Origin of the sequence: Lacticaseibacillus daqingensis (assembly GCF_003946115.1) — a bacterium.
In the GTDB taxonomy this organism is placed as follows: Bacteria; Bacillota; Bacilli; order Lactobacillales; family Lactobacillaceae; genus Lacticaseibacillus; species Lacticaseibacillus daqingensis.
On sequence record NZ_RHOH01000002.1, the window covers coordinates 45,276 to 69,039 of the forward strand.

The window sequence follows — 23,764 nt, forward strand, 5'->3', positions numbered from 1 at the left end:
TAAGGAGAGATTATGTTACGCAAATTAGCACTCGGCGGGATTCGTGCCCGCTTCCGCGACTATGCGGTCTTGTTCTCGGGGCTCGTCATCGCCAGCGCGGTCTTTTACATGTTCATGGCTCTGGCGACCAACTCAGCGTTCCTGACGGCCAACTCGCCGGTATCCTCAACGACCATCATCTTTGGGTTCGGTGAGGTGCTCCTGATCATCATCACCACCGTGTACATTGTGTACGCCAACACGTTTTTGATGAGCATGCGCCAGCGCGATTATGCGATGTTCATGATGCTCGGCGCCAAGAGCCGCAAGATCGCCCAGCTGATTTTCATTGAAACCGTCAGCGTTGGCTTCCTTGCCTCGGTGGTGGGAACGCTGGTGGGGATGGGGCTGACCGGGGTGGCCGGCCGCATTTTGATCAACATGCTGCACGCGCCGGCCACGCACTTCTCGGTGTTCTGGGGCCCGGCGATCCTTGCCACCTTCGGCTTCTTCCTCGCGATGTTCGTGGTGGCGGCGGTGATCAACGCGATCCGCTTGCTCAAAACCCCGATGTTGCAACTGCTTCACGCCGACACGACCCCGAACCGGATCCGCCAAAAGGGCTGGGGCCTGATCCTTGAGGCGGTCGCCGCCGTCATTCTACTGGGCATCGGCTATGTGGCGATGGGCCAAATGATGAAGATCGGGTTGATGGCGATCGGTATTGCACTCGTGACCATCGTCTTGGGGACATATCTGTTGTTCAACGCGCTGCTGGTGGCCCTGATCGACTTACTCAAGCGCAACCACCGCTTCGCCGCCCGGGGGTTGCACACCTTTACCCTCAGCCAGTTGAGTTTTCGGATTCGTGATTACACCAAGATCCTGGCCGTTGTGGCGATGCTTTTTGCCCTGGCGCTGGGGGCAATCACCGTGGGGCTCGGCTTCCAACGCGAGATCCCGGAACGCGCCAACGAGCTGAACGCCTATGATGTGGTCACCATTGATGCGCCCGCCAGCGAGCGCGCAGCCGCCACGAAGCTGACCGGTGTCATGCATGCAGCCCTGTACACCCAAAAGGTGAGCGGCAAGACGGTTTACCTCAACGCGACCGAGGTCAACGCGCACCCGCTCCGGCTGCGGGTGTTTGAGGACAACGTGGCCAAGCTCCGTCAGGCCGACGCTAAGACGTTCGCGCAGCTGGTTCAGGCCGGCGCAGACACCGACATGCTGGTGCGCCCTACCGATGTCGGCAAAGGGGTGGTGGTGCTCCCAGCCGCCCAATTCGCGGTCCAGACCGGGACCACGCACATCATACGCACGTATGTCGTGCGCGACTTCATCGGCAATTACGACACCATCAAAACCATGGCCACGGCCCAGACGAAGCGCTTCAAGGTCAATCCGATGATGCAAATTGGCCAGAAGTTCTACTACTATGAGATTCTGAACGGCATGTACTCCGGCTTTGCTTTCATGGGCTTCTTCCTTGGGATCGCGTTCCTCGCCATGCTGGCGTCCACCTTAATGTTCAAAATTCTCAGTGGGGCCAGTTACGATGCTAGCCGCTACCTGATGCTTCAAAAGGTCGGGGTCCGCAAGGGGCTGTTACGGCGGTCGATCCGCCAGGAAATCGGTGCGCTGTTCTTCTTCCCGGGGCTGCTTGGGGTGGTTCATGTCCTGTTTGGCCTGAAGATGTTTGACAGTTTGCTGGCGCACCCTTATGGGAACCTGATCGTGCCTTTTGGGATCTTCCTCCTGCTTTACGCCATTTACTACGGGCTGACCGTGTGGCTGTACGAAACGATCGTCATTCAAAAATCGCTTGCAACGGATTAGTCGCAGGCAGGAAAGTCGGGCCATGAGTCCGGCTTTTTTGTTGCGGAAAAAGTCCGCCAGAAAGTTACCTGCGGTTTTTTGCGTTTTTTTTCGGGAAATTAAGTTAATTTTTCGTGAGAATGTAAGCGCTCACACGCTATTTGCGCCGGTTTTTGTTCTTTCATTCGGGACCGAAGCCTAAGGCAACGCGGTTTGAATGTAACCGATTCAAATCCGAACGTTATGCAATAAGTAAGTAGTGTCGTTCTTGAACGAATTGGGTCAGCATGCTACAATTTTTATAACAACGGAGAAGCTATCCGATAAGGGGGAAATAGTCGTGAAAATCAGTCATAAGCTTGGCATGATCGCGCTGGTCGCGGTCACGGCAACAGTTTTGGGGGCCTGCGGCAGCAAGCAAACGAGTGACACCAAAGGGAAGACCGACCCGAAGCACTCAGTCGCATTAGTCACCGATGGTGGCGGTGTTGATGATAAGTCGTTCAACCAGAGTGGTTGGGAAGGGCTCGAGAAGTGGGGCAAGAAACACGACTTAGTTAAAGGGGTCGGTGGCTACAACTACGCACAAAGCAACTCCGATGCCGACTTTACGCCAAACATCAACAAGTTGATTCAGGCGAAGTACGCGATGATCGTCGGGACCGGCTACAAGCTGGTCAGCGCCATCACCAAGGCGTCCAAGGCCAACCCGGACACGAAGTTCCTGATCATCGATGACGTCGTGAACCGCAAGAACGTTGCGTCCGTTACCTTCAAGGACAACGAAGGCGCCTTCCTGGCCGGGGTTGCCGCAGCCAAGACTACGAAGACCAACAAGGTCGGGTTCGTCGGTGGGATGCACAGTGAAGTGATCGACCGTTTCGAAGCCGGTTTCCGTCAAGGGGTGGCAACGGTCAACCCGAAGATCGAAGTGGACATCCAGTACGTTGGCGACTTCAGCAAGCCTGCGATCGGCCAGTCCCTGGCTTCCGCAATGTTCAACAACAACGTTGACGTGATCTACCACGCGGCGGGTGGTTCCGGTGCCGGGGTCTTCTCCGCGGCGAAGAACGTGATCAAGTCCAAGAAGGTCTGGGTCATCGGGGTCGATCAAGACCAAACCGCTGAAGGGAAGTACTCTGGCGGTAACCTGACGCTGACGTCCACCATCAAGGGTGTGGGGACGGCCATCAACAAGGTTGCTGACGCGGCGATGGATGGCAAGTTCCCTGGCGGCAAGACCACCGTTTACGGCTTGAAGGAAAACGGGGTTTCGCTGGTCAAGGGGAACATGAGCGCAGACGCTTGGAAGTCCGTTCAGGAATACAAGCAACAGATCATCGACGGCAAGATCACGGTGGCCGAAAAGCCTGCTGATCTGAAGTAACGACAGAATACTTTTTCTGGCAATATGGGCTGAGGGTGGACAGTTGTCTGACCTTAGCCCATTTTTACCAGCACACGCGTGTCGAGCCACCCCCGGTACGCGGCAAAGAAAGGGTGAGTACATGGCAGAACCAGCAATCAAAGTGACGGGGCTGACGAAGCGCTTCGGCGATTTTGTCGCGAACGATCACCTGGACCTGACAATCAACTTCGGTGAAGTCCACGCGTTGTTGGGCGAAAACGGGGCCGGTAAGACAACGATGATGAACATGTTGTCTGGCATTTTGATCCCGACGAGCGGCACCATTGAGGTGCGCGGCAAAGCGGCCCACCTGCAGTCCGCTAAAGACGCCACGGCCTTGGGCATCGGGATGGTGCACCAGCACTTCATGCTCGTGGAAAACTTCTCCGTCATCGACAACATCATTCTGGGCGCCGAGCCGACCAAGGGCGGTAAGATCGACCGCACGAAGGCCAAAAAGGACATTATGGCGCTGTCCGAGAAGTACCGGCTGCGCATTGAACCGGACGCCAAGATCGAGGACATCTCGGTGGGCATGCAGCAGCGGGTCGAGATCCTGAAAGTGTTGTACCGGCAGGCGGACATCTTGATCTTCGATGAGCCGACTGCGGTGCTGACGCCGCAGGAAATCGACGAGCTGCTCGACATCATGCGCCAGCTGGCTTCGGAAGGCAAAGCGGTCGTGCTGATTTCCCACAAGCTGGCCGAGCTGCGCCAGGTGGCCGATGTGATCACCATCATTCGGCGCGGGAAGAAGATCGACACGGTGCCGGCCAGCACGTCCACTGCCGAACTGGCGGACAAGATGGTGGGCCGCCATGTCAACTTCGCGCGCGAACGCGTGCCGATGCCGGAAGGGGCCCCGGTGCTTGAGGTCAAGGACCTGGTCGTGGAGGACAAGGACAAGGTGGCGCATGTGCGTGACCTGAGCCTGATGCTGCGCGGCGGGGAGATCCTCGGCTTAGCCGGGATCGATGGCAACGGCCAAAGCGAGTTCGTTAAGGCGATCACCGGCCTGCTGCCCGTGACTGCCGGCCAGATTTTGATCGGTGGCAAGGACCTGACCCACGCCACGCCGCGTGAGGTCACCGAGGCCTCCGTTGGCCACATTCCGGAAGACCGGCAGCGCTTCGGTCTGGTGATGCCGATGGACTTGGTCGAAAACATGTCGCTTCAGACCTACTACAAGCCACCGTTGTCGCACCACGGCGTCATGGACACCAAGGTGATGGTCCAAACCACCGAGCAGCTGCTCGACGACTACGATGTGCGCCACGCCAACCTGCAACAAAAAGCCGGGGACTTATCCGGGGGGAATCAGCAGAAGCTGATCATCGCCCGTGAGCTGTCCCGCGACCCACAGCTGGTCATCGCGATGAACCCCACGCGCGGACTAGATGTCGGGGCCATTGAATTCATTCACGCCCAGCTCCTTAAGGCGCGGGCTGCTGGCCACGCCGTTCTCTTGATCTCATTTGAGCTGGATGAAGTCCGGCAGTTGTCCGACCGGATCGCGGTCATTCACAACGGCCACATTGTTGGTGAAAGCGCGACAAGCGACCTGACCGAGCAACAGATCGGGTTGATGATGACTGGGGAAACACTTGAGCACGCAAAGGAGGCCACCCATGAGAATTAAGAATACTTGGATCAGTGGGTTGGGCATTCCGCTCACGTCGATTTTTCTGGGCCTCTTGGTCGGGGCCATCATCATGCTACTGTCGGGGTTTGACCCGATTTCCAACTATGTCAACATGTTCACCGGGGCGCTGGGCTCTGCCAATGCGATCGGGGAAGTGTTGCGTTCCGCCACGCCGTTGATGCTGACGGCCCTCGGGTTCGCGGTCGCGAACTATGCCGGGTTCTTCAACATCGGGCTGGCTGGTCAGGCGCTGGTCGGTTGGCTGGCTTCTGTGGCCTTTGCCAACGCCTTCCCGGGTCTTCCAAGTATCTTGATCATTCCCGGGGCCTTGATCGTGGCCGCGCTGGCCGGGGCCTTTTGGTCCGGGTTGGCGGGCTACTTCCGCGCCTATTTTGGGGCCAATGAAGTGATCACGACCATCATGCTGAACTACATCGCCTTGTACGCGACCAACGCGATCGTCAAAGCGTACATGACCGTTGGGGACGGCGATTACTCCAAGATGATCCCAAAGGCCGCGCGGTTACGCACCCCGTTTTTGGAGCAGCTGACCCAAAACTCGACCTTCCATTACGGCATCATCCTGTCCGTCTTGGCGGTATTCTTCATCGCCTGGCTGCTGAAGAAAACCACGCTGGGCTTTGAGATCCGCGCGGTGGGGATGAGCGAAGACGCCTCTCGTTACGCGGGGATGTCGCCTAAGCGCACCATCATGGCGTCCATGCTGATCTCAGGCGCCTTGTGTGGCCTGGGCGGCGCGATGGAAGGGCTGGGCAACTTCCAGAACATCATCGTGAACACGGCGCTGCCAAGCATCGGGTTCGATGGGATGTCCGTTGCCTTGCTGGCAGCCGGCAGCCCGATCGGGATTTTGTTTGCCGCGCTGCTGTTCGGGACGCTGTCGATCGGGGGATTAAACATCTCGATCGCCGCGACGACGCCACCAGAGATCACGAGTATCGTGGTTGCCTCCATCATCTTCTTCGTTGGGGCAAACTACATTATTCGCTACTGGTTCGCCAAGCTCCGCAAGCCGGCTAAACCGACGGCGTCAACGCCGGTCCCACCGGCCGCCACTGACACGAAGGAGGTGCACTCATGAACCTCGACACACTTTTACTGACTGTTATTTCCACCTCGCTGGTTTACTCCGCGCCGCTGATTTTCACGGCGCTTGGGGGCACTTTCTCCGAGCGGTCCGGGATCGTCAACGTTGGGCTGGAAGGCATCATGGTAATGGGCGCCTTTGGCAGCGTGGTGTTTAACCTCAAAATGGGCGACACCTTTGGCGCCTTGACGCCGTGGCTGGGGCTTTTGGTCGGCGGCGCGATCGGCGTGCTGTTCTCCTGCATCCATGCCGTGGCGACCATCAACTGGCGCACGGATCACATCATCTCTGGGACGGTGCTGAACCTGATGGCGCCCGCCTTGGCGGTTTATTTGACCAAGCTGATCTTTGACGGCCGCGGTCAGACGGATATCCTCCAGCACCCGCTGGCCACTGTGACCATCCCGGGGCTGAGTGCGATCCCGTTCATCGGCCACATCTTCTTCACGAACACCTCCCTGCTGGCGTACCTCGGCATCGGTGTCGCCATTCTCTCTTGGTGGGTGCTCAAGTACACCAAGTTCGGGTTGCGCTTGCGGTCCGTTGGGGAACACCCAGAGGCTGCGGATTCCCTCGGGATCTCCGTCTACAAGTACCGGTACATCGGGGTGCTGCTGTCTGGGTTCCTGGGCGGCATCGGCGGTGCGGTGATGGCTCAGAGCATCACGCTGAACTTCTCCGCAACGACCATCGTTGGGCAGGGCTTCATGTCCCTGGCGGCGCTGGTCTTCGGGAAGTGGCATCCGATCGGTGCGATGGGTGCCGCCATCTTCTTCGGCTTCGCGCAGAGCCTTGCCATCATCGGTAAGTACGTGCCGGTGATCGCCAGCGTCCCAGACGTTTGGTTCACCATCGCCCCGTACCTCATCACGATCATCGTGGTGGTGCTGTTCATCGGCCGTTCCAAGGCGCCTGCCGCCGATGGGACGACATTCATCAAGTCACACTAAGCAACACGTCAGCGGCTGACCTTCGGGTGAGCCGCTTTTTTTGATTCCAGGACAGCGTGGCGCGGTGATGCGGGGGCTTTCGCCGGCTATTAGGCTGTCGCGCGCCGCGGTTGAACTGCCTAATCAACTCTGGCCTGACACCTGCGCCCGCATTTAGGCGCGAGTGGCAGGGGGAACTGGTTGTGCATCACTTGAAACATCCCTGACCGCGGCCATTCGCACCTAAAAGACTGCAAAAAAAGAGCGCTTATGCGCTCTTTTCAAGCCCTTATTCAAACATCTTCTTGGTCGCTCGCAGCAAGGTTGGGATGTCCTTGTCGTAGCGCGGCGTCTTAACCAGACGGCGCATCGGGATGCCTGCGAAGTGGTAGGCGGCGATTTCACCGGAGCGCACGGCGCTTTGCTCGGTGAAGACCATCTGGTACGGCTGCTCGACGAACTCGCCGGTGAAGGCCAGGTTGGTCGAGTGGGCCGGAATGACGATCGGCCGGTCGGCTTTGGCGCGGTTGTTGAACAGCGCGGAGGCGTACGGCATGTAGCACGGGATGCAGTTGATGACGCTGGCCATGATCGCGTCTGTCTTTTCGCGGATGTTGATTGGGCCAGGGTCCACCATGCTGAGCTGACCGATCAGCTCCTGCAGCATTTCTTCACCGGTCATTTCAATGTACGGCTTGGCCACGAACTCGCCGGTGCGCCGTGGGTACAGGAAGTAGCCCCAGATGACGGCCTCGTTGGGCTTTTGGGTGGTGAAGTGCGGCTGGTGGTGCACCACGATGGACATGTTGACATCCGGTTTGCCGTCTTCGGTGACCGGGGCGGTGCTGAGAAAACTGTTCAGCGCGTTGCCAGGGACCTGCGTGGTGATGCGGGTGATCTCGTTGAGCAGCACGTGGTCGCTGGTGGTCAGCGTGAAGGAGACCCACTCCGAGGCGTTGCGATCGGCGAAGAACTTGTCCGGGTTGCCGAGGTTGTAGAAGCGCTCGGCGGCCTTTTTCCACAGGTTGGCGCTCAGGCCGTAGTCCATGTTCTCGCGGGCCGGGGTGTGATAGTCGCCGATGGTGGCGGAGTCGGTGATGCTGCCGTTGGTGAAGATCACGGCGGTGTCGTCATCGACCGGCAGGTGGGTCACTTCACCGCTATTGGCATCGGTGATCTCAAGGCCGGTGACCGTGATTTCGTCTTGCATCTGGCTGTCCTTGAACTGCCAGTCGGTGACGATGGTCCCGAGTTCAAAGTGCACGCCTGCGTCCTTCAGGTAGTTGATCAACGGCAACATGATGGATTCGAACTGGTTGTAGCGGGTGCGGTTGACGCCGACGAGGTGCTCGATCTGCGTGAACTCGTACAGCATCATGTGCATATAGCGACGTAGCTCTTGCACGGAACTCTGAATGCGGAAGGCAAAAGTCGTTTCCCACATGTACCAGAAGTTGGTGGTGAACAGGTGCGGATCATCCTTGAAGTAGTCGGCGATGCTGAGGTTGTCGAGCTGTTCCTCGTCTTTGTCCGGCATCATCACGAGCTTCGTCAACAGCAGGCGGTCCTGGTTGTTCAGCCCTAGTTTGCCGGCCTGCAGAATGCCCTCGCCGCGGCGCATCAGGCGCGCCTTGTCGAACGTGCGGTGCTTGGCGTCGAAGTCGCGCGTGTCCTCAGCAGCCGTCATGCCGGCTTCGGTGGCTGACGGAATGCGGCTGAGCAAGTCCATCAGGTCCACGTAGGTCCGGTAGTTGAGCATTCGGCCGCCGCGGGCGAGGTAGCCTTTGGTGTTTTCAAGCGGGTGGTTTTGGTTCCAGTAGTCTACGGCCTGTTCGGAGGCGGCGCTGCCGTCGTTGGAGCCGTGGTCATCGATGCCGTAAAACGTGATGGCATCACCGGCCCAGTGGCCTTCCTGAATCAAGTACACGGCGCTGGCCATGTTGGCCAAACCGGCGCCGATCATAATCGCTTTGTGTTTAATCATTATGCCTATCCTCCTTACGCAGCGCGATGCGACTCGAAAATGGTATAGTCCTTAGCCTCATCGTGAAACCAATCTAATTTGTGCAACGCGTACGCTGTGGCTGCCGCAACACTCAAAGCAGCTGTGAGCCAGAATGCTTTTTTCATTAGAATTCACCGCCTTTATCTGATGCCTCAAGTGTAGGCGTGAATGCGCGCAAAAAAAATAGGCAAGCCCGGCGGTTTGCCCAATTGGTCTGGTCAGTACATGGTGCGGGAGTTGCTCACGGCGTTGTTCAAGGCCCCGGTCAGCATCACGTCGGCGCGCTTGACCATGGCGGTCTTGTCCTCGACCAGCCCGCGCATCAGCCACTGGATGATCTGTGCGACGATCGCCAGCCCGTAGAAATTGCAGATGTCCTCTTGGAGCGGTTTGGGCAGGGTGGGATCGGCGCCGACCACCACGCGGCGGACGAGCTGCTCGGCCACGGTGGCCAGCAGGCGCTCCAGTAGATCGCGGCCGACGGAGTTGAAGCTGGCGAGGCAAAAGGCCCGGTTGTCGTCGATGTAGTCCAGCAGCATCGCGTACGCGGTGTCCCAGCGGTCGATCACCGCGTATTTTTCCATCTGGGTGACGATCTCCTGCTCGTAGACCCACGCCAGCAGGGAGTAGATGTCCTCGAAGTGGTAGTAAAACGTGTTGCGCGTGACGCCGGCGCGGGTGGTCAGCGCGTTGATGGTGATGTGGTCCAGCGCGGTGGTGGTCATCATCTCCCGCAGCGTGTGCGCGAGCAGCTGCTTGGTTTCGTTGGTCGCCATTTACATCACCGTCAGCTCATTGTAGCTGAGCACCTTCACGCCTTCATCGGTCAGGGCGATCTTGGAGATCGAGCCGTTGCGCGGGCTGTCCGTGACCACAAAACCGTCCTGCTTGCCGAACTTATCGATGATGCTGCGGATCGTGGTGCCATGGGTGACCAGCAGGACATTATCGCCGTTTTGGTTGTCCTGGCGCAACAGCTTGAAGCCCTGCTGCAGGCGCGTCCAGTAGGTCAGGGCGTCTTCGGCGTCATGGAACGGATCGGCTTCATGCATGAAGTCCTTGGAGGCATCGACCCCGTACTGTTCGATCAGGTCCTTGAACGTCCGCGCCCCGTGCGGCATGCCGACTGCGTACCAGGTCTTGGGTGAATCCTCGCCTTCAAAGTAGCCGTAGAACTGCTCCCGAAACAGCGGCGTGACGGTCAGCGCGACATCGGTGTTGAAGTTTTCCGCCAGTACCAGCTTGGCCGTGTTGGTGGCACGCGTGGTGTCGCTGGCGTAGGCGTGGGTGAAGGTGATGTGCTTGAGCGCCGCCCCAGCACGCCGCCCGTCCGCCAACCCGGATTCGGTCAGGGGCGAGTCGGACCAGCCTTGCATCTTGTTGAATTTGTTGAACCACGTTTGGCCGTGGCGCACTAGGTAGACCGTGACAGTTTTCATAGGAGACCTCCGCGTTTTTTCTCCCTTCAGTTTAGCACACTGGGCCTGTTGCGCGAACGATAACTCGTGGTCACCAAAAGCACTGGGACCGATGTCGCATTGGTCCCAGTGCGGCTTTGAATCGCTGTGGGTCGCCGGTTAGTGCAGCGTCACCGCGAGTTGAATGGTGGCCATGGCATCCTGACCGCTGACTTGATAAACCGCGTCGCCGCTGCGCCAGGTGACCGTGTTGATGCGATCGGTGCCCGCGCTCACGCGCAGGTGGATCGCGCCTTGCGTGGCCGGGATCGGGAGCATTTGCTGGGCAAATAAGGCCACGGCCTGCTTCGCCAACGGCAGAGAGTCTTCCCCGTTGATGTTAGCCGCCTGCACTGTAATGACCCAGCGGCCTTCCTGCCAGGTGATGTAGCTGGAGCCGGCCGCGCCTTCCTGTGTGCCGACCAAGCCATCGCCTAGCGCAACGGTAGGCAGATCCGCCTGCACCGCCTGCGGGTCGATCTGCGCATCGCTGGTGGTCGTGGTTTTTTGAATCGCCAGCGGGGCGTCAGTGGTCGGCAGTCCGGCCGCATTGAAGGCCTGTGCGCGCCCCTCACTCAAAAACAGGGTGGCATTGGCCGCATCGCCGGTTGCCACCACGTTGAGGGCTTGGCCGCTGGCAGGCGTGTAGGTCGTGGGGAAAGGCATCCCCGGCACCAGCTGGCGCGCCGCCGTGCGCAGCGTCGTCAGCCGTGCCTCCGGCTGTGGGGCGCTGCTAGTCGACTGGCTGGTCGTGCTGGCTTGCGTGCTTTGGCTGACTTTGTGGCGCGACTGCTGAGACTGGCTGGATGCGCTCGCCGCCGGTTGATCGCTGCTGTTCTTGGCTGGTGCTGCGCCGTTGCCGCAACCGGTCAACGTGAGCACCAAAGGCATGAGGAGCCACCAATGCGTTTTTTTCATGATCATCACCCCTTTGCCTTGATTATAAGCGCAGATGAAAGCGAGTTTATCAACGGCGGCGGACCTTCAGGAATTATTAAGCCAGCTGGCCAGTTGGGCGGCCGCGCTGTCTTGGTACGGTGTGGGCGCATAGTCAACTAGTTCAGCGCGGCACTGCTGAAACAGCGCCAGCACAATCCCCAGGCTCGCGCGGGTGGCGGCCAGGTCGGTTTGCGCGTAGCTGGCCGCTAGGCGTGCCTGCTCCCCGGGGGTCAATGTCGCCCAGAGAAACTTGTGGTTGGCACCAGGGTCAAAGCGGCCGTCACGGGCGATCGTGGCGCGCCATTCCAGCAGGCGATAGAGCTCGGGGCGCACATTTTGATCGAGCAGGGTGTTCGCGTATACCAGGTTGCCGCGTGCCAGACCTTTCACCACGTAACCAGCCACCCAGTAAAATTCAGTCACACACGCATCGAGTGCGACCTGTGTGGGGCGCTTCAAGGCGTGGCTGGCGGCGCTGGTTGGGCGCGGTGACGTGGGGGTAGTGCGCTGCCACACTAAGGTGTTCAGCGTGTCGCCGGCCAGGTAACCCGCAATGTCCGTGGCGGGCGCCAATTTTAAGTCCACCCGCGCCGTGCCCGGGTAACGGGTGAGCCAGCTTTCCCACGTGCCGGTCGCCGGGCCGAACAGGTGGCTGTCAACCAGATGTTGAACGATGGTGGGGGTGCCGAGCTGGTGCACCCACCAGTTGCCGTCTGCCTGGGCCATCTCGCGGACAAACAGCGTGACGTCGAGGTCCGTCCATTCATCGGTTGGCTTGCTCGGGTCGTTGCTGGCACCTTCCGTGCCGATGGCCAAAACGTTGGGATCGGCGGTGGCAAGGGTGATCAGTTGGGTCAGTGTCGTCATGGGGGCCTCCTTGTGGTGATTAGTGTTATTGTACGCCTCACCGGGCCCAAAAGGCATGGTTCTTGTCGGGCGGGTGAGGCTTGCATGCAGATTCTCAAGCGTGGATAATGGGGACGCAAAGGAGGGACGCCATGGCAACCTTGATCTTGATTCGAGGCAACTCGGGCAGTGGCAAAACCACGCTGGCGCAGCACCTCGGGACCGCGTTGGGCGACCAGGCGCTGGTGCTGAGCCAAGACACGCTACGGCGAACCGTCCTACGTGCGCCTGACCACCCTGGCACCCCGGCCATTGCGCTGATTCGCGACCTGATCGCTTTTGGCCGCACCGCGTATCCAGTGACGATCGTTGAAGGCATTCTCCGGCGCGATGTCTATGGCACCATGCTGCAGGCGGCGGTCGCCGCGTTTGGGCCCGATGCGTGGGTCTACTATCTGGATGTGCCCTTCGCCGTGACAGTGGCGCACAATGCCGGCCGCTTCGACGCGGCCACCCTGCGCCGCTGGTGGCGACCGGATGACGTGCTGACGCGGGCGGACCGCCGCTTGCCTGCACAGCCGGTGGCCGTGGCCTGCGCCCATATTCTCAAGGAGGTGCACGCATGAGTAAGGAACGGGTCAACGCGCTGAGCGACGGTGTGTTTGCGATTCTTTTGACCATTTTGATCCTCGATTTTCAACCGACCAGCTTGGCCCCAGGGTCGATTCGCGCGATGCTGACGCGGCAGGCGCCCTTGTTTGCGATGTACGCCTTGTCGTACTTTTACGTCGGCACGAGCTGGTTGTTTCATCATGACTACTTTCAGTATGTCAAAAAAACCAACCGTACCCTGAACGTCCTGAACCTCTTCGTGCTGTTCACCGTCACGCTGGTCAACTACGCGATGGTGCTCTTGATCGAGGCGCTGACGAACCAAAACGCCCAAGATATTCAGCTGGCGTTCATCGTTTACGATGCGGTGGCGCTCGGCATTTCGCTGTCGTTTCTCGGCCTGTACCGCTACCTTGAGCACCACCCCGAACTGCGCACCTTCACAAGCATTGAATCGCACTACAATCGCATCCGAATGGACCCGGCGCGCAGCGTCGCCATTTATCTCGCCTCTGCGGTCGCCACCAGCTTTTCCAACTTGCTGGCTGGGGCGCTTTTGGTGGCAGGCGTTGTGTTTCACTTCATCGCCTACCTGCGTTTTTCCCGCGTGATTCACATCGGCACGCAACACAACACAAAAACTTCATAAACGCGGTGGGCGGAATGCGGTATACTGGACGAAAATAAGGAGGCCAAACGATGCGGCGTGAACGACGACTTTCATTTCAGAAGAAAAAGAAGCGGTGGCCTAAGGTGCTCGCCGCCGTCCTCATCGGCTTAGTGGTGGCAGGCGGCCTGTGCGTCGTCTTCTTCCCCCAGCTCAACAACACGGTGCGCAACGCCACTGGCAACGACACCGCTGCGGATACCGTGGTCAAAAACGAACTGGTCAAGCAGATCGAGGCGCGCAAAACCGGGGATGCCACCGTGGACGCCAAGCTTGACGCCGCGGCCACAACGCTCAAAAACACCAAAATGAGCCGCATTGTGGCCGCAGCCGGTGATCAGGCACAGATGACCAGCCTGCTGAAAACCACCACCGGTGCCAGCACGAATCAGGCCACCGCAGCGGCCAATTTGCTGTTTGCCAATGACGCCCTTCAGCCGGTGCGCGAAGCAGTGGCGGCAGGGGACTGGGTCAAAGCGTACCAGGCCTACAAGTCACTGAACGGCACCGAAGCCTTCACCGAATTCAAAGCCGACCTCGGCCAGTACTAAGCGATGGCGCTACCCTTGTGGTAGCGCTTTTTTATTTGGCCCGCGCATGATACACTCCCTGTATTGGGGGGTGAGCGCATGATGAAACGACTTCTCGCCGGTGGGCTGGCGCTTGTGCTGATGGGCAGCTTTGCTGCGGGGTTGAGTGACTATCAGACGCGGATCGATGCCGATCCAGCAGTGCTTTTTTCACCGGCGGCGACGGCCGGCGTCAGCCTTGGCACGCGCCAGGAAGGGCAGGCCCGGGTGGCAGTGACGATGCCCGGCGAGCCGGTGCCAGTGGTGTTTTTTGGCGATCACACCTTACCCACCACGACCACGACCCAAACGCTGACAGGCCAGTTTGGCATTGGCGTTAAGTCGCGGCAAACGCTGGCCCTGCGCTATCGGGTGACGTTGACATACCGGCGCGACAATGGGCGCGTTCACCTCACGTGCGTGGCGGCCACGCTGCGGCCGGCCACCGGCCTGCACCTGATGCGCGCAACCGTGGCCAGCGGGCAGGGGCTGGTGCGGGACTGGCCCGTGCGCGCCGCCAGTCTGCCCACGTTTTCGGTGACCTTACCGACGACAGGGTTGACCTACCGCCAGCCGACGCCTGACGCCTTTGCAGGGGTGCGCGTCACTTTGCGCGGTCAGCTGGCGGCGACCGGTCAACCCGTGGTCGTGACGATAGATCTGATTCCGCTTGACCTGCAGTAAGGGTGCGCACCGCACCGCTGCGAACGGCTGATTAAAAAGATGTTGGTTGCCGCGGTGCAAGAATCACAAGATCTTCGGTTTTTTTGGGCGCCGACCCAACGTTTCAACGGCCGCGCCGCGGTGACGTTTAAAAAGAAGAGACGCTCTGAGAAAAAGAAGAAAGCGCCGGAATGCCTTTGCAAAGGCATTCCGGCGCTTCTTGATTATCATGATCACCCGTACGGGATTCGAACCCGTGTTTTCGCGCTGAGAACGCGACGTCTTAACCCCTTGACCAACGGGCAATGGTTTGTAACAAGAACAAACACTATTATACAGGAATGGCAGAGCGCGTCAACCGTTTCACTAAAAAAGTTCCGGTCCGCAAAAAAGGCCACCAATAGCGGTGGCCTCAGGGGCGTTACAGGTTCTTGTCCATGTTGAATGTCAGCTGAGAGAGCTCCAGGCCCTGCATCAGCATGCTGGCGATCTGCTTCTTGGCCTCGGCCTTCACGGCGGCGACCAGTTGATAGTTCGCTTGCGTCAGCGCATCGGTCAACGCCTGACCGGTCAGCTCGGCGGTGGCCTGGTCGGTTGCCGCCAGGTGGACCCGGAACAAGCGATAAGATTCCGTTAGGTAGTCGCGGTTTTGCTGGATGAACTTGCTGTAGTGGCTTTCCACCAGCATGCCGAGGCTGCGGTGCAACCAGTAAGCGGAGTCTTTGTCGACGTCCAGCTCAAGCGGGGTGGTCGAGTAGCTTGGGTCCGTGTCATCGGCGTTGCAGTAGAACGGCACGTAAGGGCTGTAGGTCGGCAGACCGATGTTCAGCCACATGATGGCGGCCTGACCCTCCGGCACATCGTTGCGCAACTGCAAGATGTGCGAGTTCTGGGTCCGGTTCAACCCGATCGGCCGGTAACGCAGGCGGTCGGCATCACTGCCGTGACCCAGCGGATCAAACCGGGTCTCGTTGTAGTGCGAACCCAGGATCTGCGCAATATCCTCGCGCGTGATCAGATGGTCGGTGTGCATGATGAATGGCAGCTCAGCGGATTCGGGTTCTTCCGGCGTTTCTGGATTCAGAATGTGGTGGGCGTACCAGACCCGCGGTGTGTTATAGTGGCGGTCTTTTTCGTTCATCGTGCCGAAAATATGGCGGAAGTTCCAGCCGTCTTTGTCCGGGTTCAGGTGATGGGCAGCCACGAACTCCTGGATGCCTTCACTCCAGATGAAATTATCCGAGTCGTTGAAGTCCACCTGCTGGATCGAGACCTGGTTAGCGGCGACCGCGTAGGCGTCATCCGGAATACGTTGGGCGACCCAGTGGTGCCCAGTGACGATTTCCATGTACCAGACGTTGTCGTTGTCAGAGAACAGCACGGAGTTGCCGGCTGGTGAACCGTACTGTTTGATCAGCTGACCGAGGTATTCGACCGCGTGGCGCGCGGATTCGACGAAGGGCAGGGTCATGTTGACAATCAGGTCTTCATCCAGGCCGTCGGCAACCAGTGGGTCAAACGCCAGAGTGCGCTCGTTGCCGTAGGTGGACTCTGTGGCGGACATCGCCACGTTCTTGGCGTTGATCCCGCTTTCCTCGTAGTCGCCCAAGTGTTCCTTGTCGACGTTTGGCACCGCGTTGTAGCGGTAGCCGTTTTCTGGCAGTGGCGCTTCAAAGCCGTTGAGTGGGGACTTCACGCTCAGGCCCTTCTCACCCTTCCAGGCCGGGTGCATGTAGAAGCGGTGCGGGGCCAGGACGTGGAACGTGTCGTCGTTTCTGGCAATCATGGTGCTGCCATCGATGCTGGCATGTTTGCCGACCAGGATCGACGTACAGGCAGTTTCTTTTTTCATTTGGGAACCCCTCTTTCCAAAGTGTTAGCTTCAGTGTACGCTCAATTTCACCGAATTGGAAACTGGTCCCAACCACAGCATAAGTTCAATTATTTTTGTGTGAGCAGTTGACACCCGGGGGATTATCCCATAAACTGATATTCGTTCGTTAAGTTATTGGGTAGTAGCGAAGTGGTAACGCAGTGGACTCTGAATCCATAATCATAGGTTCGATCCCTATCTACCCAATCATGACCGCGTCTCGCTGGAGGCGCGGTTTTTTTGTGTTCATACGCCCCCAGACCTGTACGCAAAAACACAAGCAAATTTCTGGCATTCTAGCTAATTGATAGGTAAGCTGACCCAAAACGACAGGATGCGTCTACGCCGGACGCGATTCCTCAGGACGAGGTGACAGGCGAGTGGCACGCGGTGGCGTGCATAAGGGGGAACTAATATGACACGGTTTGTGATCAGCCCGCAGACGCGCGTGGGGTTTATCTCGATCCGCGTGCACAATCTTGACGCGATGCGGGCGTGGTATTCGAATGCGCTGGGATTGGTGGTCTTGCAAGATAATGGGGTGCGGGTGCTGATGGGCATCGGTGCCGATCACCATGTGATTTTGGATCTTGAAGCCGGCGGTCGGATGTTGAAACAACTTCCGGCTGGTGTGGCCGGCTATAGCCTCAATGTCCCCAGCCGCGTGGCGCTGCTGGGCTTGGCGGCGGGGTTGACTGCCCGCGGGGTGCCGGTGCTGGGTTGGCACCAAACCGGCTTCTCGCTGGGGTTTGCGGTGCGTGACCCGGAACAGAACCTGGTTTTGGTGGAGTACGACCGCGGGACTCAGGCTGATGTGCTGCGCGGGTACGATTTTGCGGACGGGCGCCTGACGCCGGTGAAGCAGCCGCGGCAAAGCACGCCCCCCTTGGCAGTGATGCCAGGGGGGACGCGGATCGGCCGGTTCGTCATCCGAACGGCTGACTTTGCCACGACCACGACGTACCTGCGCGATGTTTTGGGCTTTGTGCGGCAACAGCATGAGCAAGATTTTTCGTTTCTGACCAGTGGGGACGCCGTGCGCCACATCGGCGCAACCGTTCAGCTGGATGTCAAAGCGCGGCCGCGACGGGCGGAACATGCGGGCGTGCAGTATGTGAATCTGGTGGTGCCGGACAAAATGGTATTGGCCCGCATGTACGCCAATCTGGTGTCACAGGGGTGGCATGATTTTTACTTCGACCCCGGTGCGAACTACTTGATGGTCACTGGCCCGAATCGGTTGACGCTCTGGTTTAGCGTTCGCTGAATCTGGTATACTGACACAGGGAAGTGACATAATGAGCAAATTGGACCAACTGCGCCCATTGATCACGCAGGGCCTTGCGCCCGGGGTCAGTGCGGCGTATTTGCATGACGGCGTAAGTGAAATGCTGGTGCTGGGGGATGCCCAAACGGTGCCCGAGCGGCAACCGCTGCATGCGGGGGCATTATATGATGTGGCCTCACTGACGAAGGTCCTCGGCACGACCACGGTTTTCCTTCAGGCGTGGGCAGCGGGGCGACTGACGCCGGACACCCCACTGCGCACGTTTTTGCCGCAGTTTCCCCACGCGACCACATTTCGCCAGGCGCTGACGCATACCTCAGGGTTGGAAGGGTACATTCCGCACCGAGATGACTTGCCGGCGGCCGAGCTGAAGCAGGCGTTGCTCACGCAGCTGACCGTGACGGCCGAGTGCGATCGGCAGGTGGTGTACCGCGATGTCAACTTGTTGCTGGTGGGTTGGGCGCTGGAAAAAATTGATCTGGCGCCGATCCAGCTGCTGATTCGCCAGCGCGTGCTCAGTCCGCTGGGGCTCACGAGTGCGACATTCAACCCAGTCGCGCGCCGCTGCGTGCCCACGACTTACGACGCGGCCACCCAAACGCTGCGCCAGGGGCTGGTGCATGACCCAAAAAGCGCGATCCTCGGGTGCCACAGCGGGGCGGCCGGGCTGTTTGCCAGCCTAGGGGACCTGATGCGGTTTTCAACCTTTGCGTTTGGTCAGCAGACCAACGATGCCTGGCCAGCGACGTTCGACCAACTGTTGCAGGATCAGACGGTCAACGGTCTTGGCCGCAGCCTGGGGTGGGACCTGCGTCGCGATGGGCAGGACCGGCTGTGGCTCTACCACACGGGCTACACGGGCACGTTTTGGCTGATTCAGCCCACGATCAAGCAGGCCTTGATCGTGTTGACGAACCGGGTGCATCCCGTGGTCAATCCCGCGTTTCTGCCGTGGCGTGATGAATTTATTGCGGAATTTCTGAGAACGGTTGCGTGAATGTGTTAAAATTTGTTCGATAAGACACGAGGAGGGCAACCATTTTGACAGAACCGATTTTTCTTGAACCCGTATTTCACGAGAAGATCTGGGGCGGCCGCAAACTTGCGACTGACTTCGGCTACCACCTACCGGACGGTAAGATTGGCGAATTGTGGGCTATTTCGGCGCACCCCAACGGGCCCGATGTGATCGCCAACGGGCCACTAACGGGCACAACGCTGGACGTGGCGTGGCGGGACCATCAGGAATATTTTGGCCACCAGAAGAGTAAGGTTTTCCCCTTGCTGACCAAGATCCTGGATGCCAACGATTCCCTGTCCGTTCAGGTGCACCCGGATGATGCCTACGCGGCGGCGCATGAGCGCCCCGGTGAACTCGGCAAAACCGAGTGCTGGTACGTGCTGTCTGCCGACCCTGGGTCATACCTGATCTACGGGCACCACGCGAAAACGCGCGCGGAACTGGCCGAAATGATCCACGCGGGCGACTGGGAACACCTGTTGCGCAAGGTGCCTGTGAAGGCCGGTGACTTTGTCTACGTGCCAAGCGGGACCATTCACGCGCTGAACAAGGGGATCATGGTGCTGGAGACGCAGCAGTCCTCTGACACGACGTACCGGCTGTATGATTACGACCGGACGGATGCAGCAGGCAACAAGCGTGAGCTACATTTGCAGCAGAGCATTGACATGACCAATGTGCCAAGCGTCGATCCGCAGCTCAACATCACGACCCAGACCGTTGACGATGCGATCATCACCACCTTTGTCACCGCGCCGGTCTCCAAGTTCTTCTCGGTGTACAAAATCGAACTGAACGGCACGCTGACGCAGCACGCTGATGCACCGTACACGCTGGTGTCGGTGCTGGAAGGCGCCGGCAGCATCACCGCGGATGGGCAACAGTTCCCGCTGAAGAAGGGCGTTCACTTCATCATTCCGAACCAGATCAAGGACTGGCAGTTTGAGGGTCAGATGATGATGATCACCTCCACGCCGGGGCAAGAAGACTAACGCGTCACAATGCGCGCCAAAGCAGCAACGTTGCTACTTTGGCGCTTTTTGCATGCGCCCGGCATCAGGCCACGCAAACACGCCCCTTCAACCGATGGCGAAGGGGCGTGCAGTGGGGATGATCCAAGGCTAGTCGGTCAGGCGCGCGGCCACCGCTTGGATCAAGGCTTCCTCGCTGGTGACGACCGTGCCGTTGAGCTTGATCAGCCCAATGGTGTAAAGGTTCAAATAGTGGAACTGGTTCTCGGCGACTTCGGCCAGCGCCGCAAGCTTCTGGGCGTTCTCGGCCCCTTGCTGGCGCGAGTCGGTGTAAAGCCCGATGATCGGGAGGCCCTTCGCGTAGGCCACGCCAATTTCGCTGGCCACGCCGGCGTCGATGACGGGACCGTCGAGCACGGCGATCATCAAGTCTGCGGCGAGCACTTCCTCAGTGTCCGCGCGTGCGATCATCGTCGCATCGGCGTACGCCTGCTTGTCGTTGATCGCCGCGTTTTCTTGGGGCAGGTAGATGTCGAGGCTGGGCATCGCGGTGCGCAGCTGCTGAACAAGGGCGGCGTTGTAATTGAAGTCGGCGTGCGAAAACAGGCCGTTGGCAAAGTAGATTTTCATGGGGCACCTCCAGTTTGAATCCATGATACACCGCAGCAGGGCGGGGAACAAAAAGAAGTTGTCACGACGACCCTATCGTAGTACGATATAGCCAGGTTAGATATATCGCATCGTGATATGATGGGAGGCGGGGCATGACCACGACGGATGAACTACCGATGAGCGAAAGCGCCTTTTACATTTTGCTGGCCCTTTTGCACCCGCTGCACGGGTACGGGGTGATCCAGCATGTGGCGGCCATTACCGCAGACCGGGTCCAGCTCGGGGCCGGTACCGTGTATGGCACGTTGAAAAAGTTGCAGCGCGAGGGCCTGATCGCGCTGGTGGCCACCGATGGCGACCGCAAAGTTTATCAGGCAACGGCGGCCGGCCGCGCGCTGCTCACGGCGGAGCGCGCGCGCCTGCAGGAGCTCGTGCGCAATGCGGAGGTGTTGGATAATGCGCAAGATTAGACTGTTTTGGGTGTGGCAAAGTGACCAGGAGGCCGCGTTCTTGACCCAACTGGCGCATCAGGGCTGGCGGCTCACGCGCCGGCGTGGCTTGGTTTACCATTTTGCGGCGGAGACGCCGCTGGCAGGGCGCGTGGCGCTGGATTATCAGCCCAAGGCGGCGTTACCGGAGTATGAGGCGCTGATGGCGGATGCCGGGTGGACCCTGTGGCAGCGCAGCCCAGCGTTCGGCGGCAGTTGGCTGTACTGGTACCACCCGGACCAAGCAGCGCGGATCTACTCGGATGCCGCCTCGCAGATCGACCTGCTCCAGCGCATGCGCCGGGTGTGGACCGGCTTTGGCGCGTTGATGCTGGTGCTTGAGGCGTATTTTCTCATCGTGCTGCTGAACACGGCGCCCACGCCGTTGCGCGTTGGGTTTTTGGTCGGCTGTATTGTGGTGCTGGCGGGTTTATACGGCTACAATGCCTGGGCACTGACTCGGCGGATCCAGCGCCTGGCCGCCCGGGCCAGCTGAACGGGAAGAAGGAGGCATGAGAATGCTAGAATTAAAAGACTTGACCAAAACATTCGGCCCGATGACCGCGGTGGACCACGAAAGCTTCACTGTTGCGCCGGGCGAAATCATGGGGCTGATCGGCCAAAATGGGGCGGGCAAAACCACGACGTTTCGCATGATCCTGAACTTTTTGACGCCGGACAGCGGCACGGTCACGTGGAACGGGCAGCCGCTGACGCGCGCGGATTACGATATGATCGGCTACCTGCCCGAGGAACGCGGCCTATACCCGAAGATGCGCGTCCAAGACCAGATCATCTACTTCGCCCGGTTGCGCGGAATGAAAACTGCTGACATTAAGGCGCAAATTCCGGCGTGGCTTGAGCGGTTTCAGGTCAAGGGGAAGCTGACGGACAAGGTGAAGGATCTGAGCAAAGGGAACCAGCAGAAGGTGCAACTGATCGCCACGCTGATTCACATGCCTAAGCTGGTGATCCTTGATGAGCCCTTCTCCGGCCTCGATCCGGTGAACGCCAGCCTGCTGCAGGACGGCATTATGATGCTGCGCGACAACGGGGCGGCCATCATTTACTCTAGCCACGACATGGGCAACGTTGCCGCCATCTCGGACCACTTGGTGATGTTGCGCAACGGGGCCACGGTGTTGAACGGTACCGTGGACGCGATTCGTGAAAGTTTTGGTCGCACCAAGTTGTTCATCGAGTCGCCGCTGGATGAGGCGGCACTGCGGGCCTTTGAGGGCGTGACCGCGCTGACCCAGCACGGGGCGCAGTTTGAGCTGACCCTGGCTGATCCCGCGGTGGGACAGCGAATTTTTGCCGCGGCCACAGCGGGGGGCTACATCCCCGAGTTCCGTCAGGTGCCGCCGAGTCTCGATGAGATTTTCCGCATGAAAGCAGGTGCAGACCATGACTAAGTTCTGGATCGTGATGCAGCAGGTTTACAAGAAAAATGTTAAGAGCGGCTCCTGGCTGTTCTTGGTGCTTTCGCCGCTACTTTTCCTCGGCATTGCAGTGGCGGTTGGCTGGTTCGTCAGCCAAACCGCGGCGCCTGCCAAGGTGGCGGTCATTACGGATCAGCCGGCCGTTGTCCGCGCGCTGAACAAGGCGGCGGATGGCGATGTGACGTACACTGCGGCGGCGAAGACCACGGCCAACCGCCGCTTGACCGCCGAGAAAATCGACGGCATCCTGACGGTGACCACCGCACCGACCCTCAGTGCCACCTATGTGGAACGGGCCAACGCAGAGACTGGCGTGGACACTAGCACCCTGACGGCCGTCCTGTCGCAGCTGAAGTTGCAACAAACCGCTGCGGCCCTGAACCTCTCCGCTGCGCAGGTGCAGGCGCTGGTGACGCCAGCCCAAGTCAAGAAGCGCACCGTTGCGATCGAGGCCGGCAAGCAGGTCGCCAAGAACGACACGACTGCGCTGGTCAACCGCGGGTTTGCCAGCGTGCTGACGGTGTTCATCATGGTCATCAGCATTGTCTACGGCTCGATGCTCGCGCAGGAAATCGCCACGGAAAAAGGGTCGCGGATCATGGAGATCCTGCTGTCTTCCGTCAGTGCAACCACGCAGTTTTTCGGTAAGCTGGCCGGTATCTTGGCGCTGCTCGCCACGCAACTGGTGGTGTACGCCGTTGCAGGCGTGGTTGCCTGGACCTGGGCCTCACGGCAGGCGTTCGTCAAGCAACTGCTGGCATCGGTGGATCTGTCGGTGTTGTGGTCCATGACCAGCCTGTTGGCCATCTTGTTCTTCATCATCGGCACACTGACCTTCGCAGTGCTGGCCGCAGTGTGTGGCTCGCTGGTCGCCAACCAAGAACAGGTCAACGCGGCGGTAATGCCGATCTCACTGCTGGGGATGGCGGGCTACATGCTGGCGTTCATGGCGCAAACTGGTGACGCCGCACTGATCCGGGTGGCCAGTTACGTGCCATTTTTAAGCATTGAGCTGATGCCGGTGCGCCTCGCCCTCGGTCATGCAACGATGGGCGCGGCGTGGCTCAGCCTCGCGGTTTCCGTGGTCTTCCTGGCGGGGTTCACCTGGTTGGCGGTCAACATCTACCGCACCAACGTTTTGGTTTACTCCGATGCCGGGATGCTCAGGGGGATGCGCAAGGCCTTCACCATCTGGCGTGCTGAGCGCCGCAACTGATCAAGCAGATGACTCACCCGTTACGAAGGGTGAGTCTTTTTTGATTAAATTTTAGTGAGATTTAAACTTTTTTCGCCGTTTATTCGCGTATCGTCATTTCTGGTGAGGGTGGGGGCATCCACCTCGTTTTTCATGTTTTGTATGCCATCACTTCGAGGCGACTGGCGTATAAAACAACTCGTGTCGCGTATTTATTTTGAAATAGTTGGCG

The 23,764-nt window shown here is 59.3% G+C and carries 24 protein-coding genes and 2 tRNA genes; 17 read left to right on the forward strand and 9 right to left on the reverse strand.

The window, feature by feature from the left end:
* The first annotated feature begins 12 nt into the window (after positions 1-12).
* The 5 genes from EKM88_RS02380 (at position 13) to EKM88_RS02400 (ending at position 6,905) form a co-directional block, all read left to right on the forward strand.
* Positions 13-1,818, forward strand: a complete 1,806-nt coding sequence (locus EKM88_RS02380; protein ID WP_125702735.1) for an FtsX-like permease family protein — start codon at positions 13-15, stop codon at positions 1,816-1,818.
* A 319-nt stretch (positions 1,819-2,137) separates the two neighbouring features.
* Complete coding sequence (locus EKM88_RS02385) at positions 2,138-3,184, forward strand: BMP family lipoprotein (protein ID WP_404819955.1); 1,047 nt, start codon at positions 2,138-2,140, stop codon at positions 3,182-3,184.
* 121 nt (positions 3,185-3,305) lie between these two features.
* On the forward strand, positions 3,306-4,844 hold the full coding sequence (locus tag EKM88_RS02390) for an ABC transporter ATP-binding protein (protein ID WP_125702737.1): 1,539 nt from the start codon (positions 3,306-3,308) through the stop codon (positions 4,842-4,844).
* Positions 4,834-5,949 carry an ABC transporter permease gene (locus EKM88_RS02395; RefSeq protein ID WP_125702739.1) on the forward strand — a complete coding sequence of 372 codons (1,116 nt, stop codon included), beginning with the start codon at positions 4,834-4,836 and terminating at the stop codon, positions 5,947-5,949. The genes EKM88_RS02390 and EKM88_RS02395 overlap by 11 nt, the downstream gene beginning before the upstream one ends.
* Complete coding sequence (locus tag EKM88_RS02400; RefSeq protein ID WP_125702741.1) at positions 5,946-6,905, forward strand: ABC transporter permease; 960 nt, start codon at positions 5,946-5,948, stop codon at positions 6,903-6,905. Before EKM88_RS02395 ends, EKM88_RS02400 begins: the two co-directional genes overlap by 4 nt.
* A gap of 268 nt (positions 6,906-7,173) precedes the next feature.
* Here the strand turns inward: EKM88_RS02400 and EKM88_RS02405 are convergent, their stop codons facing one another.
* The 6 genes from EKM88_RS02405 to EKM88_RS02425 all read right to left on the reverse strand — a co-directional run bounded on the left by EKM88_RS02405 (position 7,174) and on the right by EKM88_RS02425 (position 12,152).
* Positions 7,174-8,868: an oleate hydratase gene (locus EKM88_RS02405; protein WP_125702743.1), complete on the reverse strand. Its 1,695-nt coding sequence runs from the start codon at positions 8,866-8,868 to the stop codon at positions 7,174-7,176.
* A gap of 14 nt (positions 8,869-8,882) precedes the next feature.
* Positions 8,883-9,014: a hypothetical protein gene (locus tag EKM88_RS13560; protein ID WP_263853024.1), complete on the reverse strand. Its 132-nt coding sequence runs from the start codon at positions 9,012-9,014 to the stop codon at positions 8,883-8,885.
* Positions 9,015-9,107: 93 nt separating this feature from the next.
* The gene (locus tag EKM88_RS02410) at positions 9,108-9,665 is read right to left on the reverse strand and encodes a TetR/AcrR family transcriptional regulator C-terminal domain-containing protein (RefSeq protein ID WP_125702745.1); all 558 of its coding nucleotides are present in this window, start codon (positions 9,663-9,665) and stop codon (positions 9,108-9,110) included.
* On the reverse strand, positions 9,666-10,328 hold the full coding sequence (locus tag EKM88_RS02415; protein ID WP_125702747.1) for a histidine phosphatase family protein: 663 nt from the start codon (positions 10,326-10,328) through the stop codon (positions 9,666-9,668).
* A 138-nt stretch (positions 10,329-10,466) separates the two neighbouring features.
* On the reverse strand, positions 10,467-11,264 hold the full coding sequence (locus EKM88_RS02420; protein ID WP_125702749.1) for a hypothetical protein: 798 nt from the start codon (positions 11,262-11,264) through the stop codon (positions 10,467-10,469).
* 66 nt (positions 11,265-11,330) lie between these two features.
* On the reverse strand, positions 11,331-12,152 hold the full coding sequence (locus EKM88_RS02425) for an aminoglycoside 6-adenylyltransferase (protein ID WP_164511973.1): 822 nt from the start codon (positions 12,150-12,152) through the stop codon (positions 11,331-11,333).
* Positions 12,153-12,283: 131 nt separating this feature from the next.
* Here EKM88_RS02425 and EKM88_RS02430 point away from each other — a divergent pair, with 131 nt between their 5' ends.
* The 4 genes from EKM88_RS02430 (at position 12,284) to EKM88_RS02445 (ending at position 14,663) form a co-directional block, all read left to right on the forward strand.
* Complete coding sequence (locus EKM88_RS02430; RefSeq protein ID WP_164511974.1) at positions 12,284-12,757, forward strand: AAA family ATPase; 474 nt, start codon at positions 12,284-12,286, stop codon at positions 12,755-12,757.
* Positions 12,754-13,392 carry a TMEM175 family protein gene (locus EKM88_RS02435; RefSeq protein WP_125702755.1) on the forward strand — a complete coding sequence of 213 codons (639 nt, stop codon included), beginning with the start codon at positions 12,754-12,756 and terminating at the stop codon, positions 13,390-13,392. Before EKM88_RS02430 ends, EKM88_RS02435 begins: the two co-directional genes overlap by 4 nt.
* 50 nt (positions 13,393-13,442) lie before the next feature.
* Positions 13,443-13,961, forward strand: coding sequence for a hypothetical protein (locus tag EKM88_RS02440; RefSeq protein ID WP_125702757.1), 519 nt, complete (start codon positions 13,443-13,445; stop codon positions 13,959-13,961).
* A gap of 78 nt (positions 13,962-14,039) precedes the next feature.
* Positions 14,040-14,663, forward strand: coding sequence for a hypothetical protein (locus EKM88_RS02445; RefSeq protein ID WP_125702759.1), 624 nt, complete (start codon positions 14,040-14,042; stop codon positions 14,661-14,663).
* Positions 14,664-14,875: 212 nt separating this feature from the next.
* Here EKM88_RS02445 and EKM88_RS02450 read toward each other — a convergent pair.
* A tRNA-Glu gene (locus tag EKM88_RS02450) sits at positions 14,876-14,947 on the reverse strand.
* 116 nt (positions 14,948-15,063) lie between these two features.
* Positions 15,064-16,494 carry a C69 family dipeptidase gene (locus tag EKM88_RS02455; RefSeq protein WP_125702761.1) on the reverse strand — a complete coding sequence of 477 codons (1,431 nt, stop codon included), beginning with the start codon at positions 16,492-16,494 and terminating at the stop codon, positions 15,064-15,066.
* Between the two features lie 157 nt (positions 16,495-16,651).
* On the opposite strand from EKM88_RS02455, the gene EKM88_RS02460 reads away from it, so the two are divergent.
* From EKM88_RS02460 to manA, 4 genes are all read left to right on the forward strand, one after another.
* A tRNA-Gln gene (locus tag EKM88_RS02460) sits at positions 16,652-16,722 on the forward strand.
* 208 nt (positions 16,723-16,930) lie between these two features.
* The gene (locus EKM88_RS02465) at positions 16,931-17,782 is read left to right on the forward strand and encodes a VOC family protein (RefSeq protein ID WP_125702763.1); all 852 of its coding nucleotides are present in this window, start codon (positions 16,931-16,933) and stop codon (positions 17,780-17,782) included.
* Between the two features lie 31 nt (positions 17,783-17,813).
* Positions 17,814-18,800: a serine hydrolase domain-containing protein gene (locus EKM88_RS02470; RefSeq protein ID WP_125702765.1), complete on the forward strand. Its 987-nt coding sequence runs from the start codon at positions 17,814-17,816 to the stop codon at positions 18,798-18,800.
* Positions 18,801-18,844: 44 nt separating this feature from the next.
* Positions 18,845-19,816: a mannose-6-phosphate isomerase, class I gene (gene manA, locus EKM88_RS02475; protein WP_125702767.1), complete on the forward strand. Its 972-nt coding sequence runs from the start codon at positions 18,845-18,847 to the stop codon at positions 19,814-19,816.
* A 129-nt stretch (positions 19,817-19,945) separates the two neighbouring features.
* Here manA and EKM88_RS02480 read toward each other — a convergent pair whose 3' ends face one another.
* A complete protein-coding gene (locus EKM88_RS02480; RefSeq protein ID WP_125702770.1) occupies positions 19,946-20,425 on the reverse strand; it encodes a nucleoside 2-deoxyribosyltransferase in 480 nt (159 codons plus the stop codon).
* 134 nt (positions 20,426-20,559) lie between these two features.
* Here EKM88_RS02480 and EKM88_RS02485 point away from each other — a divergent pair, with 134 nt between their 5' ends.
* The 4 genes from EKM88_RS02485 to EKM88_RS02500 are packed head-to-tail and all read left to right on the forward strand — an operon-like array spanning position 20,560 to position 23,553.
* On the forward strand, positions 20,560-20,877 hold the full coding sequence (locus EKM88_RS02485) for a PadR family transcriptional regulator (protein ID WP_125702772.1): 318 nt from the start codon (positions 20,560-20,562) through the stop codon (positions 20,875-20,877).
* Entirely contained in the window at positions 20,864-21,391 is a 528-nt protein-coding gene (locus tag EKM88_RS02490) for a DUF2812 domain-containing protein (protein ID WP_164511975.1), read from the forward strand. Before EKM88_RS02485 ends, EKM88_RS02490 begins: the two co-directional genes overlap by 14 nt.
* 22 nt (positions 21,392-21,413) lie before the next feature.
* Entirely contained in the window at positions 21,414-22,310 is an 897-nt protein-coding gene (locus EKM88_RS02495; RefSeq protein WP_125702776.1) for an ABC transporter ATP-binding protein, read from the forward strand.
* Complete coding sequence (locus EKM88_RS02500) at positions 22,303-23,553, forward strand: ABC transporter permease (protein WP_125702778.1); 1,251 nt, start codon at positions 22,303-22,305, stop codon at positions 23,551-23,553. Before EKM88_RS02495 ends, EKM88_RS02500 begins: the two co-directional genes overlap by 8 nt.
* Positions 23,554-23,764: the final 211 nt, after the last annotated feature.

Coding starts and splice junctions, on each gene's coding strand:
- EKM88_RS02380 (WP_125702735.1), top strand. CDS start 13: ATGTTACGCAAATTAGCACTCGGCGGGATTCGTGCCCGCTTCCGCGAC.
- EKM88_RS02390 (WP_125702737.1), top strand. CDS start 3,306: ATGGCAGAACCAGCAATCAAAGTGACGGGGCTGACGAAGCGCTTCGGC.
- EKM88_RS02395 (WP_125702739.1), top strand. CDS start 4,834: ATGAGAATTAAGAATACTTGGATCAGTGGGTTGGGCATTCCGCTCACG.
- EKM88_RS02400 (WP_125702741.1), top strand. CDS start 5,946: ATGAACCTCGACACACTTTTACTGACTGTTATTTCCACCTCGCTGGTT.
- EKM88_RS02405 (WP_125702743.1), bottom strand. CDS start 8,868: ATGATTAAACACAAAGCGATTATGATCGGCGCCGGTTTGGCCAACATG.
- EKM88_RS13560 (WP_263853024.1), bottom strand. CDS start 9,014: ATGAAAAAAGCATTCTGGCTCACAGCTGCTTTGAGTGTTGCGGCAGCC.
- EKM88_RS02410 (WP_125702745.1), bottom strand. CDS start 9,665: ATGGCGACCAACGAAACCAAGCAGCTGCTCGCGCACACGCTGCGGGAG.
- EKM88_RS02415 (WP_125702747.1), bottom strand. CDS start 10,328: ATGAAAACTGTCACGGTCTACCTAGTGCGCCACGGCCAAACGTGGTTC.
- EKM88_RS02420 (WP_125702749.1), bottom strand. CDS start 11,264: ATGAAAAAAACGCATTGGTGGCTCCTCATGCCTTTGGTGCTCACGTTG.
- EKM88_RS02425 (WP_164511973.1), bottom strand. CDS start 12,152: ATGACGACACTGACCCAACTGATCACCCTTGCCACCGCCGATCCCAAC.
- EKM88_RS02430 (WP_164511974.1), top strand. CDS start 12,284: ATGGCAACCTTGATCTTGATTCGAGGCAACTCGGGCAGTGGCAAAACC.
- EKM88_RS02435 (WP_125702755.1), top strand. CDS start 12,754: ATGAGTAAGGAACGGGTCAACGCGCTGAGCGACGGTGTGTTTGCGATT.
- EKM88_RS02440 (WP_125702757.1), top strand. CDS start 13,443: ATGCGGCGTGAACGACGACTTTCATTTCAGAAGAAAAAGAAGCGGTGG.
- EKM88_RS02445 (WP_125702759.1), top strand. CDS start 14,040: ATGATGAAACGACTTCTCGCCGGTGGGCTGGCGCTTGTGCTGATGGGC.
- EKM88_RS02455 (WP_125702761.1), bottom strand. CDS start 16,494: ATGAAAAAAGAAACTGCCTGTACGTCGATCCTGGTCGGCAAACATGCC.
- EKM88_RS02465 (WP_125702763.1), top strand. CDS start 16,931: ATGACACGGTTTGTGATCAGCCCGCAGACGCGCGTGGGGTTTATCTCG.
- EKM88_RS02470 (WP_125702765.1), top strand. CDS start 17,814: ATGAGCAAATTGGACCAACTGCGCCCATTGATCACGCAGGGCCTTGCG.
- EKM88_RS02480 (WP_125702770.1), bottom strand. CDS start 20,425: ATGAAAATCTACTTTGCCAACGGCCTGTTTTCGCACGCCGACTTCAAT.
- EKM88_RS02485 (WP_125702772.1), top strand. CDS start 20,560: ATGACCACGACGGATGAACTACCGATGAGCGAAAGCGCCTTTTACATT.
- EKM88_RS02490 (WP_164511975.1), top strand. CDS start 20,864: ATGCGCAAGATTAGACTGTTTTGGGTGTGGCAAAGTGACCAGGAGGCC.
- EKM88_RS02495 (WP_125702776.1), top strand. CDS start 21,414: ATGCTAGAATTAAAAGACTTGACCAAAACATTCGGCCCGATGACCGCG.
- EKM88_RS02500 (WP_125702778.1), top strand. CDS start 22,303: ATGACTAAGTTCTGGATCGTGATGCAGCAGGTTTACAAGAAAAATGTT.